The sequence below is a fragment of the Brevibacterium atlanticum genome (genome assembly GCF_011617245.1).
Taxonomy (GTDB): domain Bacteria; phylum Actinomycetota; class Actinomycetes; order Actinomycetales; family Brevibacteriaceae; genus Brevibacterium; species Brevibacterium atlanticum.
Map to the genome: position 1 here is coordinate 125,472 of NZ_CP050152.1, position 16,486 is coordinate 141,957.

Below are 16,486 nucleotides of genomic sequence, written 5' to 3' on the forward strand. Positions count from 1 at the left end.
GGCGACGGCGCCGGCTGAGCCTCCCGGCCGCGCCGAGGTGGCTGTGCGGATTCCGTCGGATCGGATTCGGAATCCGCACAACCTCGGCGATGGTGTCCCGAGCGATCGGAGACTGATGATTCCCCCAGGTTCCGGCACTTGTTGCGCAGGTCACGGATTGATAGCGTGTGAGGCAGGCATACGCAATCCGTCGATTTCGGCGGCGAACAGGTATGCGATTGCCTAACCGGCGCCAACAGGCGCCCGAAGTCGAAGGAGTCTGGAATGAGCAACGTAGGCAGTGCCGCAGGCGGCTACCGTGTCGAGAACCCGGCCACCGGTGAAGTCGTCGAGAAGTTCGACAATGCGACCGACGAGGAGATCCAGCAGGTCCTCGGCTCCGCGCACGAGGGATACCTGAGCTGGCGCGAGAAGACCATCGAAGAGCGTGCGGCCATCGTCAACAAGGTCGCCGCACTGTTCGGTGAGCGCAAGTCCGAACTCGCCGAGATCATCGCCGAGGAGATGGGCAAGCCCACCGCCGAGGGCGAGGAAGAGGCCGAGTTCTGCGAAGCCATCTTCAACTACTACGCCGACAACGGACCGAAGTTCGCCGCCGACGAGCCCATCGAGTCGATGTCCGGAGGCAAGGCCTTCATCCAGCGCCGCCCCGTCGGCGCGCTGCTGGGCATCATGCCCTGGAACTTCCCCTACTACCAGGTCGCCCGCTTCGCGGCTCCGAACCTCGTGCTCGGCAACACGATCATCCTCAAGCACGCGGAGATCTGCCCCCGCTCCTCGGCGAAGATCGCCGAACTCATGAAGGAAGCCGGCATCCCCGAGGGCGTGTACACCAACATCTACGCCACCCACGAGCAGATCGAGACGATCATCGCCGACGACCGCGTCGAGGGCGTGTCCCTGACCGGCTCCGAGCGCGCCGGATCGGCCGTGGCCGCGACCGCCGGCAAGTATCTGAAGAAGGCCGTGCTCGAGCTCGGCGGCTCCGATCCCTACATCATCCTCGACACCGATGACCTCAACGAGGCCGTCGACACCGCCTGGGGCACCCGCCTGTACAACACCGGCCAGGTCTGCAACGCGAACAAGCGGATGATCGTCATGGACGACATCTACGACGACTTCGTGTCCGGCCTGACCGAACGGGCGAAGTCGTGGGAGAAGGGCACCCCCGCCGAGGCTGGGGACGGCAAATACTCGCCCCTGTCCTCCCGCTCGGCCGCCGAGAATCTGCGCAAGCAGCTCGACCGCGCCGTCGAGCAGGGTGCGACGCTCGTCGGCGGCGAACTCGCCGCCGACGGTTCGGCCTACGTCTCGCCGGCCGTGCTCACCGGGGTCACCTCTGACATGGACGCCTTCCGCGAGGAGCTCTTCGGTCCCGTGGCCACCGTGTACAAGGTGACCAGTGACGATGAGGCACTGGCGCTGGCCAATGATTCGCGCTTCGGCCTCGGTGGTGCTGTGTTCTCCAAGGACGAGGAGCGGGCTGCGAAGCTCGCTCAGCGCCTCGACGTCGGCATGTCCAACGTCAACACCCCGGCCGGTGAAGGCGCGGAGATCCCGTTCGGCGGAACCAAGCGCTCGGGCTTCGGCCGCGAGCTCGGCCCCTACGGCATGGACGAGTTCGTCAACAAGCGGATGTACTACGTGGCCGACTGAGGCTGCGGCTGAGGGCTGGTGAAGCCGGCCCTCGCCGAGACAGCTGTGGAGCGTCGAGACAACGGTGTGCGCACCGGGGTTTCGGCGCTCCACCGTTGTTTCGGCACTTGGCGCCACGGCGCAAGCAGGCCGCGGCGCTCAGCTCTCGAAGTCCCAGCTCGCCGCGGCGGGCAGCTGCGGCACAGGCCAGGTGGGGTCCGGGCGGAAGTCCGAATAGTCGGAGTCGAAGGGGAAGCGCCAGGCTTCGATGTCCTCGAGCGCTGAATCGGCGGCCGCGCGGATGCGAGCGACCTTCTCATCAGAGAACATCCCAGCCTCACGGGCGAACTCGAGCTCGTCCTCATCCTTGAGCTGGTACCGACCCTGCGCATCGACGACGATGTCGAGGACGTGGTCGGCGGTGCGGATGCCGCGGTCGAAGCGGGTGAAGGGATCCTCGAGATTGACGTAGTACGAGTCGCGGCGGCCCGAGGGTGTTTCGAAGAACCACACTGAGTAGTCCGTGCCCGGTTGGAACACGGCGACGATTCCCGGACCCTGCCATTCTTTGACGCCCTGGGCCCGGGGTGCGCCGAACCGGTCCGGCCCGTCAGCGGTGCGGATGCCAGCACCGTCGGCAAGCACGTGATGGAGCATGCGGGTTCCCGATTCGAGCCACACCGCGAGATGGCGTTCATCGTCGGCGATGACGGTGACCGGACGCTGATCGTACAGTCCGGGATGAGCCGGGTTCGTGTAGGTCCACAGGATCTGGTCGCCTCGGCGCCAGCGCCGTTGCTCTGATTCCTCCCGGCTCCCTGTTTCGTCCGAATCCACTGCTTCGCCCGAACTCTCTGTTCTGCACATGCCTCGATTGTCCCGGATTCCGACGTGAGTTGACACTCACACCGTGACCTGAGCTACAGTGCAATCTGTCTGACAGCTTGACAGGTTTCTGTGGCGGGCTGTGTGACGATCAACGACCGGATCGAGTTGGAGGAGCGGACATGAGCCCCGACCGCGACGCTGTTCCCACTGCCGTCGAACGCCTGTCCGCGGGCGAGGGAGTGGTGCGCAGGCTCCGCGCTGAAATCACCGACGGCACGTTCCCGGTGGGAGAACGACTGCCTTCCGAGGCCAAGCTCGCAGACCGCTATGCCGTGAGCCGCCCGGTCATCCGTGAGGCCCTGCGCTCCCTGGCCACGCTCGGGCTGACCGAGACGAAGACCGGCAGCGGCACGTACGTCATCGCCATCGCCCCGGAGACCGGCCTCCACCTCGGCGACTATTCCTCCCGCGATCTCCACGAAGCCCGACCGCACATCGAGGTGCCCGCCGCCGAACTCGCGGCGACCCGCCGCACCGAGGCCGACCTCGATCGTCTCCACGCCCTGTTGAAGTCGATGAGTGCCGAACCGAGCCCGCGCGGCTGGGTCGAGCTCGACGGCGAACTCCACATCGCCATCGCCCGGGCCAGCGGAAACCGGGTGTTCGAAGGCGTCATCGCCGAGCTCCGCGGAGCGCTCACCGCGCAGTCCGAGCTGCTCAACCTCACCGCCAGCCGGCAACCGGACTCCGAGATCGAACATGCGGAGATCGTCCGCGCGATCGAGGCCGGGGACGCGGAGCGCGCCCGCGAGGCGATGGCCGATCACCTTGCGAAGGTCGCGATCGCCGTCACCGGTCTCGCGGCCCAGCCGAGCGGTTGACCTCCCCCGCCGAGCGGCTGACTCACTGCACTCACCACGACCATCTGTACTCAACGAATCAGGACACCTATGACTGACCCGACCATCGAGACCGACCCGGGGACCACCTCGGCGGCGGAATCACACCTGACCAGGGAAGACTCCGGCTATCAGAAGAACCTGGCGCCGCGCCAGGTGCAGATGATCGCGATCGGCGGGGCCATCGGCACCGGCCTCTTCCTCGGTGCTGGCGGACGACTCCACGAGGCGGGGCCCTCGATCGTGCTCTCCTACGCGGTGTGCGGATTCTTCGCCTTCCTCATCCTCCGCGCGCTCGGCGAACTCGTCCTCCACCGCCCGACGACGGGGTCGTTCGTCTCCTACGCCCGCGAGTTCTTCGGCGAGAAGGCCGCGTTCATCTCCGGCTGGTTCTACTGGCTGGTGTGGGCGACGACGGCGATCGTCGACATCACCGCGGCCGCACTCTACATGGGCTTCTTCGGCCGGTACGTCGCCTGGATCGCCGACGTTCCGCAGTGGACGTGGGCACTCATCGCGCTCGTCCTGGTGCTCGGACTCAATGTCATCTCGGTCAAGGTCTTCGGCGAACTCGAGTTCTGGTTCGCGCTCATCAAGGTCGCCGCCCTCGTCGCGTTCCTCATCGTCGGTCTCGGTTTCCTCATCTTCGGCACCCCCGTCGCCGGACACGATCCGGGATTCTCCATGATCCTCGACAACGGCGGCATCTTCCCCAACGGAGCGCTGCCGGCGATCATCCTCATGCAGGGCGTCGTCTTCGCCTACGCCTCGATCGAGTTCGTCGGCACTGCGGCCGGGGAGACCGAGCACCCCGAGAAAGTGATGCCCAAGGCCATCAACTCGGTGATCCTGCGCATCGCGATCTTCTACGTCGGCTCGCTCACCCTGCTCGCACTCCTCCTGCCCTTCACCGCCTATGCCGACGGCGAGAGCCCGTTCGTCACCTTCTTCTCCTTCATCGGGATCAAGGGTGCCGACACCGCGATGAACCTCGTCGTCCTCACCGCAGCCCTGTCCTCGCTCAATGCCGGGCTCTACACGACCGGCCGCATCCTGCGGTCGATGTCGGTGGCCGGATCCGCCCCGCGGTTCGCACAGCGGATGAACCGCAACGGCGTTCCCTACGGCGGGATCGTCATCACCGCCGTCGTCGCCCTCCTCGGTGTGCCGCTCAACTACCTGCTGCCGACCGATGCGTTCGAGATCGTCCTCAGCATCTCCTCGGTGGGCATCATCCTCACCTGGGGAATGATCGTGCTGTGCCAGATGCGGCTGAAACGCTGGGCCGATAGGGGTCGGCTGGAGCGCCCGTCGTTCCGAATGATCGGTGCGCCGTACTCCGGATATGCCACCCTGCTGTTCCTCGCCGTCATCCTCGTCATGGTCTTCGCCGACTCCCCGGCGACGCTGGTCGTGACGATCGTCGCCTCGGTGTGCATGGTCATCGGCTGGTTCGCCTGCCGGAAGCGGATCCGAGCCATCGCCGAGGCGGGGGAGCAGGTCGAATTCGAGATGTGAACGGGCCGGCTCAACCGTGAGCAGCTCACCGCATTCGCGGGCCCGGCGAGTGAGGTTCGTCGGAACCTCGACACCCACCTCGGCGCCCGATAGCGTCTGTGGCGTCCCTGACCGCTGAGCGAACCCACGAATGAGGCAGGCAGATGCCCAGAACGCTCGTTCTCGGCCTGTGCGCCGGGTACTTCCTCGTCCTCCTCGATGTGACGGTGGTCAATGTCGCACTGCCGCAGATCAACGCCGACCTCCAGGCCGGTCAGGCGGGGATGGCCGGGGTCGTCAACGCCTATACCCTCATCCTGGCGGTGCTGCTGCTCCCGTTCGGGGTGATCGGGGATCGGTGGGGCCACCGCCGGGTCGTGGTGCTCGGGTTCCTCTGCTTCTTCCTCGGATCCCTGGCCTGCTCGCTGTCGCCGGCGATCGGACTGCTCATCGCCTCGCGGGCCCTCCAGGGTGTGGGAGCGGCCGCGAGCATGGCTGGGACCCTTGCGATGCTCTCCGAATCAGCGGTCGACGACCGTGAGCGGAACACACTCGTCGGACTCTGGGCGGCCCTGGGCGGGATCGCCCTGCCGCTGGGCCCGCTGCTGGGAGGGCTGCTCGTCGAACTCGGCAACTGGAGAGCGGTCTTCTGGCTCAACCTGCCGATCATCATTGTGGCGCTCGTGCCGATATTCGCCCATCACCCGGCAACGCCGGGGCCGCACCCGAACAGCAGCGGCGCGGCCCGTGAGACCGGGCGGTCCGAGTCCTCGCAGCCGTCGCGCACCAGGCTCGGCCTCGCCTGCCTCGTCGCGGGTCTGCTGAACTTCTGCATCCTCGGCTCCCTGTTCCTCCTCACCCAGTACTTCCAGGACGTTCGTGGTCTGAGTCCGTTCCAGGCCGGATTGGCCACACTTCCAGCGCTGGTGCCGCTGCCGTTCTTCGGCGCGCTGTCCGGTAAGATCAGCGACCGCCTCGGCGTGTGGAAGACCAGCGCGCTGGGACTCATCGTGGGCGGATCGGGTCTCGGGCTGACGGGTCTGACGGTCTCCGGGCCGAGCCTGTGGGGGCTGTCGCTCGCTCTGGTCGTCTGGGCGATCGGCGTCGGGATCCTCATGCCCGCGATCGTGGCAGCGGCCATGCACGCCCTGCCGCAGAGACCGGGATTCGCCTCGGGCGCGGGAAGCACCGCACGCAATCTCGGAGGGGCCGCCGGCGTAGCGGCCTTCGCCGCCCTGCATCGAGTCGACACCGGTGTCCTGATGCCAGCGGCGGGTGTCGCCATGGTCGCCGCCGCGCTGCTCTGCCTCAGCGTGCAGCGGGGGAGGACTCGGGTGCTGACCGTCCCCTCGCACTCGCGATCACCTCTGTCGGACTCAGACCGGAGTCCGTGAACCAGCGGTCGGCCGCCTTCTCGGCGATGCCTTCGGCCTGATCGACGAGGTGGTGTCCGCTGTCGGTGAGGACGAACTCACCGGACTCCCGGCGGGAGAGCCAGCCGAGTTTGACGAGAGGGGCGCTGGAGCGGATGGTCTGTGACCGGGGCTCACCCATCACCTCGGCGAGATCCTCTCGGGTCAGTCCCTGTGGGTGTGCACCGATGACGCGCAACCGGCGGAGGTCGGTGAAGCTGAGCCCCACACGCGAGAGCGCGGCGCCGATCGCGGTGTCGAGGGAACTCGCGACCGCAGCGAGGGCCAGTGCGGCCCTGAGGCTCGAATCGGCGTTGGAGCCGACAGGCGATTCATCGCTCATGTCCGTGACCTCGGGCGCACCTTGAATTCTTCGACGCATACAGCGGACACGCCCTTCGTTCTGCCGCTCAGACCGCGCGCGGCGAGGTCGGCGGCAGAGAGCTCCTCGGCTCGGATGTTCGCCAGCGTTTCAGCGTCATCGCGGTCCGCCTCATCGCTGGTGATCAGGTAGCGGTGCTGATAGTGCACGAGCTCAGGCGTGTAGAGGAACGTTCCCTCGCGGGGGAAGCTCGCGGAGAGCATGTCGTGATCGTCCTGTGCTGCACGGAGGCTGCGGCGCTGTTCCTCGTCGAGTTCGGCGAAGCGGCCGCGAACGGTGATGCGGAAATTCCAAGTCATTGTGGGGCCTCCTCGGCTCGGGTGGCGTGGTCGAACAGGGCGATGATCTCGTTCGCCTCAATGCTGCTGTGGGTGGGTACGGCTGTGTCGAGGACGGAGCGCAGCGACAGGGCCATCGTGATCGGGTCGAAGTCGCGCATCTCGCCGCGACGCTGTCCGTCCTCGAAGAGGGCGACGAGATCGGCGACGGAGTCAGCGGAACGCTCGCCATACGACGGTGCCGCGGCGGCGGATCTGCTGAGGTAACCCACAGCAGCGATGATGGCCGCGGCTCGAGTCGGTTCGCGCCGGCAGTAGTCGATGTGCGTGGAGATATAGGCCGCGAGCCGGTCATTCGCCGACCCTGGCGAGCTGAGCGCCCGGCCGAGTTCGGGGCCGAGGTCCTCGACGACGAACTGCACGACTGCGGCCGCGAGCTCGTCCTTATCGGAGAAATTCCCGTGGACCGCACCTCGGCTGAACCCGGCGTTCTCCGCGACCGCGATGAGAGAGGTGGCGCGCACCCCGTGGTCGGCGAAGAGCGTCGCCGCCGATTCGATGAGACGCCGGCGGGTGAGTTCCTGGCTCTCTCGACGCGTCAGCCGAGGCGTGGGGGATTCGATCATAAAATCAGAATACATGGAAGTATCCTAATACTGCAAAGTATCTCAAATTGAGCTCGGTGCTGAGGCGATGCCGGCCACGTTGTACTGTGAGAACGGTCGGCACTGTGCGTCGATGTGCCGACTCGGTGACTGTGCCGGTTCGGTGACTCAGCACCGGCAGGCGGCCATGGTGCTCCGCCGCCGCTTGCTCCGATAGAACGCTGGGAACTTGGGAGGTCCGATTTGCCCATCACTTCAACGATCCTCGACGTCGCGCGGACGCGTCCCAACCAGCTCGCCATCCTCGGCGCCTTCGATCAGGTGCTCACCTACGCCGATCTCGTCGAGGACTCGCGAAGGATGTACACCGCCGTCGACGCCCTCCACGCCGAGCAGGAAGATCCTCCGACCCCGGCCCCCGAGACTCAGGGCATCCCGATCACGGCCGTGAGCCTCACCTCGGCGTATGAGACCTCCCGGATCATCGCCGGGCTCGCCGGCTTCCGCGCGGTCTCGGCGACCATCGATCCCCGCTGGCCGCTGAGTCACCAGGTCGGTGTCATCGTGACGACCGGAATCGGGGTCGTCATCAGCGGCTCGACCGAACTCGCCGAGGCGCTCGCCTCCGCGAACTGGACCGGAACCGTCATCACCGCCGCCGAGTTCCACGCGTGGGAGGCCGCGATCGACCTCGCCGAGACCGCACCACCGACCGTCCGTGACGATGCCGAACCGTTCCTCATGCTCTTCTCCTCGGGCACGACGAGCAACCCGAAGGCGTTCATCAAGACCCGCCGGCAGTACCGCGACAATGTCGCCGTCTCCTCGGCCCATCTCGCACCCTTCCCCGGCGTGGCCACGCTCGCCCCCGGCCCTGTGTCCTACAGCCTCACCCTCTACGCCGTCATCGAGAGCCTCGCCACCGGCGGCAGCGTCCACGTCGCCGACGAGTTCGACCCCTTCACCATGGGCGCGCGCATCGCCCACGAAGACATCACCCGCATCGTCGCCGTTCCCGCCGTGGTGCGTGCCATCGCCGAGGCGGCCCGCCGTTCACCCGAACGATTCCGCGGTCTCGACCTCGTCGTCACCGGGGGAGCGAACCTGCCGGCGAGCATCCGCAGCAGCCTCGGCGAGGTACTGCCCGATACCCGGTTGATCAGCTATTACGGTGCCGCCGAAATCGGATTCATCGGCGACAGCCGCGACGGTGACGGCACCTGGATCACCGTCTACGACACGATCGGCGCCGAAGTCCGCGGCGACGACGGAGTGCCTTTGCCCGACGGCGAGATCGGCACCCTGTGGATCAAGGCCGCCGCCTGCTCCTACGGCTACGTCACCGGCACGACCGACGCCCAGCTGCAAGGACCCGACGGCTGGGCCAGCGTCGGCGACCAGGGCCGGATCGAGAACGGCCTGCTCCAGCTGGCCGGGCGCGCCGGAGACATCGCCATCACCGGAGGGCACAAGGTGTCCCTGCCTGAGGTGGAGCGGGCGTTCGAGACGTTCTCACCGGTCGGGAGCGAGGGCGACGGTGAGGTCGCCGGCGACGGTGGGTCTGCACGTGATCGCCAGCCCCGCCTCGGTGAGGTGTGCGCGATCGCGCTTCCCGATGAGAGCCTCGGCAGCATTGTTGCGCTCGTCATCGAACCAGATTCCGCAGAATCCGCCTCGGACGACGTTCCCCGGCAGTCCGGCATACCCGACAAGGCCGAACTCCTCGCTCACGCCCGCGCCCAGCTGGCCCCACAGTTCGTGCCGCGTCGGTTCTATGCACTCGACCGACTGCCGCGGACCGTCGGCGGGAAGATTCGGCGGGCCGAAACCGTTGAGCTGATCATGAGCGGACTGGGAGTGCGACTGTGAGCGCCGAGCGCAACGTCGTCGTCACCGGACTCGGCGCGATCACCCCCAGCGGGCAGGATCCCGAAACCCTCTGGGATTCCGTGCGCTCCGGAACCAGCGCCATCGACGTCCTCAAGGGTGAGCAGTTCGAGAACCTCGCCGTGCGGATCGGCGGGCAGATCAGAGATTTCGACGCCGAGGCGGTCCTGCCCCGAGCGCTCGCCCGCCGGCTGAGCCCCGTTCAGCACTGGGCCATCGCCGCCGCCGATCAGGCGTTCGCGCAGGCAGGAATCCCGGTCCCCGCCGACGATTTGCCATGGGACCGCGATTCCACTGCCGTCATCGCCGCCACCGGCTCCGGACCTGTCGATGCCACGCAGGGGGCCACTCGCGCCCTCGACGCGGGCGGACCCCGCGGTGTCCCGCTCACTCTCGCCATCCACGGGGCACCGGACTCCGCGGCCGCGCTGATCAGCCAGCGCTTCGACCTCCGCGGCCCCGGACAGGGAGTCTCGGCGACCTGCGCGTCCGGGGCGATCGGCCTCGGCGAGGCGATGCGCCGGATTCGCCACGGCTACGCCGATGCCCTGCTCGTCGTCGGCATGGAGGACTGCCTCGGCCCGGTCAACCTCGCCTCGAACGCGAACATGCGCGCCCTAGCCGCCGGGTTCGAGGACGACCCGACTGCGGCCAGCCGACCTTTCGACCGCGACCGCAGCGGGTTCGTCATGAGCCAGGGTGCCGCCGCGATCCTCCTCGAATCCGCGGACTCGGCGGCCTCACGTGGGACGATGCCGCTGGCCGAGCTCGCGGGATTCGGCGCCGCCAGCGATGCTCACCACCCGACGAACCCGCATCCGGGCGGACGGGGAGCCGCCTCGGCGGTGGTGCAGGCATTGAACGACGCAGGGCTGGAACCCGGCGATATCGACCACATCAACGCCCACGCCACGGGCACGCCTGCCGGGGATCGCGCGGAACTCGCCGCGTTCGACTCGGCGCTGGGTGAGGACGGGCGCAGCATCCCGATCTCGGCGACGAAATCGTCGACGGGGCACCTGCTCGGCGCCTCCGGGGTCCTCGAGGCGATCATTGCGATCATGACGATGCGGGATCAGACGCTGCCCCCGACGCTCAACCTCGCCGACAACGAGTTCCCCGAATGGGACATCGTCGCAGGCCACGCCTGTGAATTGAGAGAGGGGTCGGACCTCGCCGAGGCGGCCGTGAACACCGTCTTATCAACGTCGTTCGGCTTCGGCGGGCACAACGGCGCGATCATTCTGCGGCGGCCGAGGCGCTGATGAGCTGCCGTGCCCGAACTCAACCTCGCCCCCGCAACCCCGCACTGAAGGAGAATCATGACCGACCGCGAGACGCGCGTGGCCGAACTCGCCGCGACCTACCTGCCCGACGAGGTCCTCGAACGCTTCCGCGAGCGTGCCGACGTCTACGACCGGGAGAACCGGTTCTTCGACGAGGACCTCGCCGAACTCAAGGAGCGCGGCTACCTCACGCTCTTCGTCCCAAAGTCCTTCGGCGGACCCGGGCTGAGCCTGTTCGAGGTCTCCCGACTGCAGCAGCGGCTGGCCTCGGCGGCCCCGGCGACGGCGCTCGCGATCAACATGCACCTCATGTGCACCGGTGTGGTCAAGGCGATGAACGACCGCGGCGACAACTCGCTGGGCTGGGTTTTCGACGAGGTCATGGCCGGTGAGATCTTTGCGTTCGGCATCTCCGAACCCTCGAACGACTGGGTTCTGCAGGGGTCGAACACCGAGGCGGTGCCCACTGCCGACGGCGGTTTCGAACTCACCGGGGTGAAGATCTTCACCTCGCTGTCTCCGGTGTGGACGCGGCTCATCGTCCACGGATCCGTGGTCACCGACGATGACGGGATCGCCGGTCCGGACGCGGATCAACCGGCCGAGGGTGAGCTCGTGTACGGGTTCATCGAGCGGTCGGCTCCCGGCATCACGGTCTCCGACGACTGGGACGTGCTGGGCATGCGAGCCTCGCAGTCGCGGGCGACGATCCTCAAGAACGTGCCGATGAAGCCCGAGCGGGTCTCGCGCGTCATCCCCGCCGGCAAGCACCCCGACCTGCTCACATTCGCCATCACCTCGAACTTCCAGCTCCTCATCGCCGCCGTCTATGCCGGGGTCGCTGCGCGGGCCCTCGAACTGGGGGCGGCGGGACTGCACAAGCGGAAGTCCGCGAAGGCCGGCACCACTTTCGCCGAGGTGCCCGAGGCTCGCACGCGTCTGGCCGACGCGCACCTCGACTTCCTGCCGGTCACCGCGATGATCGATGCGTATGCGCGGGACTTCGATGACCTCGTCGACCATGGCGCCGGCTGGCCGCTGCGGCTCGTCGGGGCGCGGATCAAATCCGCCGAGGCGGCCCGCCGCTGCGCGGAGACCGCGCTCATGTGCACGAGCGGCAGCGGTTTCGGCAACACACACGAACTCTCTCGCCTCTTCCGGGATGCCACGGCTGGGCTCTTCCCCCCGCCGAGCGCCGATGCGGCCCGCCCGATGTACGCGGCGGCCCTCCTCGACGGCTGAGGCTCTCTGTCGACGACTGCGGCTCAGTGTCGATCAAGCAGTAGCGCGTCTGTCGATAGGCCCACCAATCGATAAATGCGCTACCGCTTGATCGGGGCCGCAGGAATGCGCGAGCGCGGTCGACGGTCGGGTCGGCGCGTGCCAGGATGAGGGTGGATCGGAGCGTTTCGCTCCGGCGACGGCAGCTGCCGCCACAGATGTGAGGGGAGGCTCCGATGGAGGAGATGACACCGACGATCGTCCGCGCCGATTCGATTGTCGCGCAGGCCGAACCCGGGCCCGATGCACCCGGTGGACGTGAGCCCGAGGCGTTCGCCATGACCGGAGAGACCATCACCGCCACGGGCGATCTCAGAGAGCTCCGCGATCGCTTCCCCGGCGCCGAGGTGCTCGACCTCGGCGATGCGACGATCGTGCCCGGTCTCAATGACGCCCACACCCACCTCGCGCTGACCGCCGGGGACGCGCTCCATCTCGACCTGTCTCATGCTGCCGTCGGTTCGGTCACCGGACTTCTCGATGCGGTCGCCGCCGAGGTGGGAGCCGCCTCGGCGGGGGATTGGGTCAAGGGCAGTCGCTATGACGATGAGAAGACCGGGATCGTCCTCCGCGACGACCTCGACCGCATCGCGGCCGAGGTGCCGGTGATCGTCACTCACGTCGCCGGACACTGGGCGGTGGTCAACTCGGCTGGCCTCGAATGGTTGGGCATCGAAGAGACATCGACCGATCCCGACGGCGGACGCTATGACCGGTACTCGGATGGGCGACTCAACGGCCGCCTCGTGGAGAGGGCACTGATGAATGTGTCGATGCCGGCCACGGCGCGCGGCGGTCGCTTCATCCCCGGAGACACCGTCGAGGATCTGCAGATCGGAGCTGCCAGGACGATCGCCCAGTGGAACGCCGCCGGGCTGACCTCGATCTGCGATGCGCTCATCAGCCCCCAGGACATCGGGATCCTCTCCGCCGTTCGCGACGACGGCGGATTGGGGCTGCGGATCGGCATGCTCCTGTCCATCGACCACTACGACAAGGCCGCTGACCTCGGCATCGGCAGCGGGTTCGGCGACGACCGACTCAGACTTATCGGAGTCAAGGCTTTCCTCGACGGAGCGATCGGTGGGCGGACCTGCCTGTTGTCGGAGCCATTCACCGACCCGAACTATCAGGGGGTGCAGACCACCTCGACCGAGGAGTTGCGCTCAGCCATCGAACGCGTCCATTCCGACGGCAATCGCATCGGCGTCCATGCCAATGGTGATGCCGCGATCCGCCTCGTCCTCGACGCGTTCGAGGATGTGTCGGCCCGAATCCCGCGCCCCGGTCTGCGCCACCGGATCGAGCACTGCAGCCTGATCGACGATGACATCCTCGCACGGATGAGCCGCCTCGGTGCCATTGCTGTGCCGTTCGCCGGATACGCCGGTTACCACGGTGGGGCGCTGAACTCCTGGTATGGGACCGAGCGGATGGGGCGCATGTTCGCCCACCGGTCATTCCTCGACTCCGGGGTCACCGTGGCCGGGTCCTCGGACTATCCGTGCGGCCCATTCCAGCCGCTGTTCGGCCTCCAGTCGCTGGTCACCCGCACTGGAGTCGACGATGGGGTGGAGGTCGGGCCGGCCCAGAAGGTATCGGCCGCCGAGGCGCTGTCGATCTTCACGCTTGGATCGGCCGAAGCATCCGGCGAGGAAACGTTTAAGGGCCGCTTGGCACCCGGCTACCTCGCCGACTTCACCGTTCTCGGCGAAAATCCGCTGACCATCGACCCGCACGGGATCTCAGACATCGACGTGCGCGCCACCTACGTCGGCGGAGACGAGGTGTACTCCGAGTGACGTCGGAGACTGCCGGGGCGAGGGCTTGGTGTCAGATATAATCGACACATGCTCGTGGTTCGAAGTACCCGGGAATTCGATCGTTGGCTCAAGAGTCTGAAAGGCAGGGGTGGGCGCTCGCGAATTCTGCTCCGCCTCGATCGACTTGCCCACGGCAGCCCTGGCCTGGTCGGCTAGTGGCAGTCTGACCGGCAGAAAGGGGACAGCGGCTATGACAACCAATGAGAAGTACCGGAGCTTTGATGCGGCGAACTACGTTGCCGACACCGAGGATGCAGTGTCACTGCTGCAGGTCGCTCTCGAGGACTCTGTCGACGACCCGGGAGCCATGCCCGCCGCATTGGGAATACTTGCGCGTTCAGGCAATATGAGCGAACTAGCCAGACGAGTCGGCATGAGCCGAGACGGCCTCTATCGAGCACTCTCTGCCGAAGGAAATCCGACCTGGTCAACAATCCTGCGGGTGACTCAGGCGTTGGACCTCCACCTGGAAGTGCGGCCCGGCACTCAATCGGCCTGACTTCACGTTGCCTGGCTGCCCACTGCCAGTCCAAGCCGTATCCCTACTCGGCCTTCGAAGTCGGCACAAACGTCTGTGGCCCCCGTGTGGGTTCAGCCCGGTGTCCCGCCATGTGTCGTTCAAGCCGACGCGCTTCTGTCGATTGGTGGGTCTATCGACAGAAGCGCTGCCGCTTGAACGGGGCCAAAGGCGTGCGCTCACGCTTGAATGACGCACTCAGACCGACGTCCTCCCGCGCACCGCCGGGCTGTTCCCTTAGAGCCACTCCCTCAGCTCACCGCCTGCGACTCCCGCTCGCTCGAGGACACCCACCGAGGGTCCGGCTTCGCCAATGTCACGAGGATGACCACGACGAGGTTCGCCGCGACCGCCCAGAGGCCGCCGTTGATGCCGAGTAGCGGATCGTTGCCCGTGTAGTGGAGGGCGACCATGACGACCGACCCGCCGATGAGACCCGCCGCAGCGGCCTGCTTCGACATCCGAGGCCAGTAGAGCGCGAGCAGCGCCGCAGGGACGACCTGGGCCAGACCTTCGTAGCTGAGCACCGAGAGCTCGACGAGCGCATCGGGCATGAGCAGGCTCATCACCAGTGCGATCACGCCGACAGCCAGGCACACCCACTGAGACAGCGTCTTCTGGCGCAGCCCTCGAGCGGCAAGCTGCTCGCTTGTCAGCGAGGCCGCATCCTTCGGGCCGGCCAGACCGCCGCCCAGAACAGTCCGGCCCCACATGGATCCGATCGAGAGCATGTACACGCTCATCGGCACGATCGCCGACAGCGCACCGGCAACACCGATGAGCGCGACGATCGGCGCCGGCAGAGAGTCGATGACCACGGAGAACAGTGCCAGATCCGCATCCTTGAGTGCGGGTACGACGAACAGCGCGGCCACACCGACCATCATCGGCACGAGGAGCAGGAGCTGGTACCAGGGCAGGATGATCGAGTTCCGGCGCAGCGCGTTCGCCGAGGTGCCTGACAGGTACCCGGCGATCGACGTGGGGAACACCGTGATCGTGATGCCGTTGAGGATGATCGTCGAGATGAACCATGCGCTGCCGTAGACCCCGTCGCCGGCACCGGGGAAGGTCAGCCACTGCGACTTCTCGACCACGAGGCGGTCGAGCAGCGGCGCGAGCCCGTCGAAGTAGTGCAGCGGCACATAGACCGCGAGGAACGCGACGGCGAGGATGACGAGCCCGTCCTTGAACACCGACACCCATGCGGAACCGCGCAGACCCGAGAAGAGGATGAACGCCTCGGCGACGATGAAGGAGATGATCGCCGCGATCTTGAGGTCGATCGCGCCGTAGCTCATCGCGTTGACCACGGCGCCCATGCCCTGGATCTGCAGCTGGATGTAGGGAACGATGAAGATCGTCGCGAGCACGGCGACGAGAATCGCCAGCCCCCGCGAGCGGAACCGGTGTTCGACGATGTCGGAGAGGCTGACGAGCTTGTGCCTGGCCGCATAGGTCCAGAACAGTGGGCCGACGAGGTAGGCGACGACAAGCCCGATGCTCAGATAGCCGATGAGGTAGAGGATCGGCACACCGTAGGAGTACGACCAGCCGGCGGTGCCGAGGAATGAGAACGACGTGTAGGTCTCGCCGGCCATGAGCAGGAGGATGAAGACGACGCCGAGGCCGCGCCCGGACACCGACCATTCGTCGAGGGACTTCTCCCTGCCCCGACCCGACCACACGCCGATGCCGATGGTCGCGAGCATGGCGAGGCCGAAGATGATGCAGGCGATGATCGCTGGAGTGCTCATCGGTCGGCCTCCTCACCGTCGGCCACTGGGTCGATCGCGTAGTCCTCACCGAATGCGACGTCCGAGGGGATGTGCTCGGGCAGGTCGCCGCGGTAGAAGCGGTCCCCGCGAGCGGCCATCCACACGAAGAACCAGGTGAGGATCGTGACGATGATCGTGTAGGTGACGATGAACGGCATGCCGAAGAGGCGCGGTTCGACCGAGTTCGCGACCACCGGGGTGAGCACGTAGAGGATCACCGGAATGATGAGGAGCAACAGCGACCATCGCCGAGGCGGCCCCGACCGTGACGCAGAATCGTGGGCTTCTGACATGGCTGGCCCCTTCGCGGTTGATTCGGACCGACGTGCGCTCGCGCCGACGGTGAGTGGACTCGGTCAGGCTAGTTGCGTGAGT

The 16,486-nt window shown here is 66.9% G+C and carries 15 protein-coding genes; 9 read left to right on the forward strand and 6 right to left on the reverse strand.

The features are described 5' to 3' along the window. The first annotated feature begins 264 nt into the window (after positions 1 to 264). Complete coding sequence (locus tag GUY23_RS00570) at positions 265 to 1,659, forward strand: NAD-dependent succinate-semialdehyde dehydrogenase (RefSeq protein WP_166968743.1); 1,395 nt, start codon at positions 265 to 267, stop codon at positions 1,657 to 1,659. Positions 1,660 to 1,797: 138 nt separating this feature from the next. Here the strand turns inward: GUY23_RS00570 and GUY23_RS00575 are convergent, their stop codons facing one another. Continuing rightward, positions 1,798 to 2,505, reverse strand: a complete 708-nt coding sequence (locus tag GUY23_RS00575) for a DUF402 domain-containing protein (RefSeq protein WP_166968745.1) — start codon at positions 2,503 to 2,505, stop codon at positions 1,798 to 1,800. 140 nt (positions 2,506 to 2,645) lie between these two features. Between GUY23_RS00575 and GUY23_RS00580 the strand changes: the two genes are divergently transcribed. From GUY23_RS00580 to GUY23_RS00590, 3 genes are all read left to right on the forward strand, one after another. Further along, positions 2,646 to 3,347, forward strand: coding sequence for a FadR/GntR family transcriptional regulator (locus GUY23_RS00580; protein WP_166968747.1), 702 nt, complete (start codon positions 2,646 to 2,648; stop codon positions 3,345 to 3,347). 69 nt (positions 3,348 to 3,416) lie between these two features. Further along, positions 3,417 to 4,883, forward strand: a complete 1,467-nt coding sequence (locus tag GUY23_RS00585) for an amino acid permease (RefSeq protein WP_166968749.1) — start codon at positions 3,417 to 3,419, stop codon at positions 4,881 to 4,883. A 143-nt stretch (positions 4,884 to 5,026) separates the two neighbouring features. Next, positions 5,027 to 6,256, forward strand: a complete 1,230-nt coding sequence (locus GUY23_RS00590; RefSeq protein WP_166968751.1) for an MFS transporter — start codon at positions 5,027 to 5,029, stop codon at positions 6,254 to 6,256. On the opposite strand, the gene GUY23_RS00595 is transcribed toward GUY23_RS00590, so the two are convergent. From GUY23_RS00595 to GUY23_RS00605, 3 genes are read right to left on the reverse strand one after another with little or no spacing between them, the layout of a single operon-like run. Next, entirely contained in the window at positions 6,171 to 6,617 is a 447-nt protein-coding gene (locus GUY23_RS00595; protein WP_166968754.1) for a helix-turn-helix domain-containing protein, read from the reverse strand. The genes GUY23_RS00590 and GUY23_RS00595 overlap by 86 nt on opposite strands. Then, the gene (locus tag GUY23_RS00600; RefSeq protein ID WP_166968756.1) at positions 6,614 to 6,955 is read right to left on the reverse strand and encodes a DUF6204 family protein; all 342 of its coding nucleotides are present in this window, start codon (positions 6,953 to 6,955) and stop codon (positions 6,614 to 6,616) included. The genes GUY23_RS00595 and GUY23_RS00600 overlap by 4 nt, the downstream gene beginning before the upstream one ends. Next, the gene (locus tag GUY23_RS00605; protein WP_166968758.1) at positions 6,952 to 7,560 is read right to left on the reverse strand and encodes a TetR/AcrR family transcriptional regulator; all 609 of its coding nucleotides are present in this window, start codon (positions 7,558 to 7,560) and stop codon (positions 6,952 to 6,954) included. Before GUY23_RS00605 ends, GUY23_RS00600 begins: the two co-directional genes overlap by 4 nt. 222 nt (positions 7,561 to 7,782) lie before the next feature. Between GUY23_RS00605 and GUY23_RS00610 the strand changes: the two genes are divergently transcribed. From GUY23_RS00610 to GUY23_RS00630, 5 genes are all read left to right on the forward strand, one after another. Next, positions 7,783 to 9,408, forward strand: a complete 1,626-nt coding sequence (locus GUY23_RS00610) for a class I adenylate-forming enzyme family protein (protein ID WP_166968760.1) — start codon at positions 7,783 to 7,785, stop codon at positions 9,406 to 9,408. Further along, entirely contained in the window at positions 9,405 to 10,691 is a 1,287-nt protein-coding gene (locus GUY23_RS00615; RefSeq protein WP_166968762.1) for a beta-ketoacyl-[acyl-carrier-protein] synthase family protein, read from the forward strand. The genes GUY23_RS00610 and GUY23_RS00615 overlap by 4 nt, the downstream gene beginning before the upstream one ends. Before the next feature lie 57 nt (positions 10,692 to 10,748). Next, positions 10,749 to 11,954, forward strand: coding sequence for an acyl-CoA dehydrogenase family protein (locus GUY23_RS00620; protein WP_166968764.1), 1,206 nt, complete (start codon positions 10,749 to 10,751; stop codon positions 11,952 to 11,954). A 215-nt stretch (positions 11,955 to 12,169) separates the two neighbouring features. Then, positions 12,170 to 13,795 (forward strand): amidohydrolase, encoded by a 1,626-nt coding sequence (locus tag GUY23_RS00625; protein ID WP_166968766.1) that lies wholly within the window; start codon positions 12,170 to 12,172, stop codon positions 13,793 to 13,795. 211 nt (positions 13,796 to 14,006) lie between these two features. Further along, positions 14,007 to 14,315 carry an addiction module antidote protein gene (locus GUY23_RS00630; protein WP_166968768.1) on the forward strand — a complete coding sequence of 103 codons (309 nt, stop codon included), beginning with the start codon at positions 14,007 to 14,009 and terminating at the stop codon, positions 14,313 to 14,315. Positions 14,316 to 14,584: 269 nt separating this feature from the next. Here the strand turns inward: GUY23_RS00630 and GUY23_RS00635 are convergent, their stop codons facing one another. Together GUY23_RS00635 and GUY23_RS00640 are read right to left on the reverse strand one after the other, a co-directional pair. Beyond that, positions 14,585 to 16,090, reverse strand: a complete 1,506-nt coding sequence (locus GUY23_RS00635) for a sodium:solute symporter family protein (RefSeq protein ID WP_166968770.1) — start codon at positions 16,088 to 16,090, stop codon at positions 14,585 to 14,587. After that, positions 16,087 to 16,404, reverse strand: coding sequence for a DUF3311 domain-containing protein (locus GUY23_RS00640; RefSeq protein ID WP_166968772.1), 318 nt, complete (start codon positions 16,402 to 16,404; stop codon positions 16,087 to 16,089). The genes GUY23_RS00635 and GUY23_RS00640 overlap by 4 nt, the downstream gene beginning before the upstream one ends. Positions 16,405 to 16,486: the final 82 nt, after the last annotated feature.

Excerpts from the sequence above, each read along its gene's own strand:
- GUY23_RS00580 (WP_166968747.1), top strand. The coding sequence starts at position 2,646 with ATGAGCCCCGACCGCGACGCTGTTCCCACTGCCGTCGAACGCCTGTCC.
- GUY23_RS00600 (WP_166968756.1), bottom strand. The coding sequence starts at position 6,955 with ATGACTTGGAATTTCCGCATCACCGTTCGCGGCCGCTTCGCCGAACTC.
- GUY23_RS00635 (WP_166968770.1), bottom strand. The coding sequence starts at position 16,090 with ATGAGCACTCCAGCGATCATCGCCTGCATCATCTTCGGCCTCGCCATG.
- GUY23_RS00630 (WP_166968768.1), top strand. The coding sequence starts at position 14,007 with ATGACAACCAATGAGAAGTACCGGAGCTTTGATGCGGCGAACTACGTT.
- GUY23_RS00590 (WP_166968751.1), top strand. The coding sequence starts at position 5,027 with ATGCCCAGAACGCTCGTTCTCGGCCTGTGCGCCGGGTACTTCCTCGTC.
- GUY23_RS00575 (WP_166968745.1), bottom strand. The coding sequence starts at position 2,505 with ATGTGCAGAACAGAGAGTTCGGGCGAAGCAGTGGATTCGGACGAAACA.
- GUY23_RS00640 (WP_166968772.1), bottom strand. The coding sequence starts at position 16,404 with ATGTCAGAAGCCCACGATTCTGCGTCACGGTCGGGGCCGCCTCGGCGA.
- GUY23_RS00570 (WP_166968743.1), top strand. The coding sequence starts at position 265 with ATGAGCAACGTAGGCAGTGCCGCAGGCGGCTACCGTGTCGAGAACCCG.
- GUY23_RS00620 (WP_166968764.1), top strand. The coding sequence starts at position 10,749 with ATGACCGACCGCGAGACGCGCGTGGCCGAACTCGCCGCGACCTACCTG.
- GUY23_RS00605 (WP_166968758.1), bottom strand. The coding sequence starts at position 7,560 with ATGATCGAATCCCCCACGCCTCGGCTGACGCGTCGAGAGAGCCAGGAA.
- GUY23_RS00625 (WP_166968766.1), top strand. The coding sequence starts at position 12,170 with ATGGAGGAGATGACACCGACGATCGTCCGCGCCGATTCGATTGTCGCG.
- GUY23_RS00585 (WP_166968749.1), top strand. The coding sequence starts at position 3,417 with ATGACTGACCCGACCATCGAGACCGACCCGGGGACCACCTCGGCGGCG.
- GUY23_RS00595 (WP_166968754.1), bottom strand. The coding sequence starts at position 6,617 with ATGAGCGATGAATCGCCTGTCGGCTCCAACGCCGATTCGAGCCTCAGG.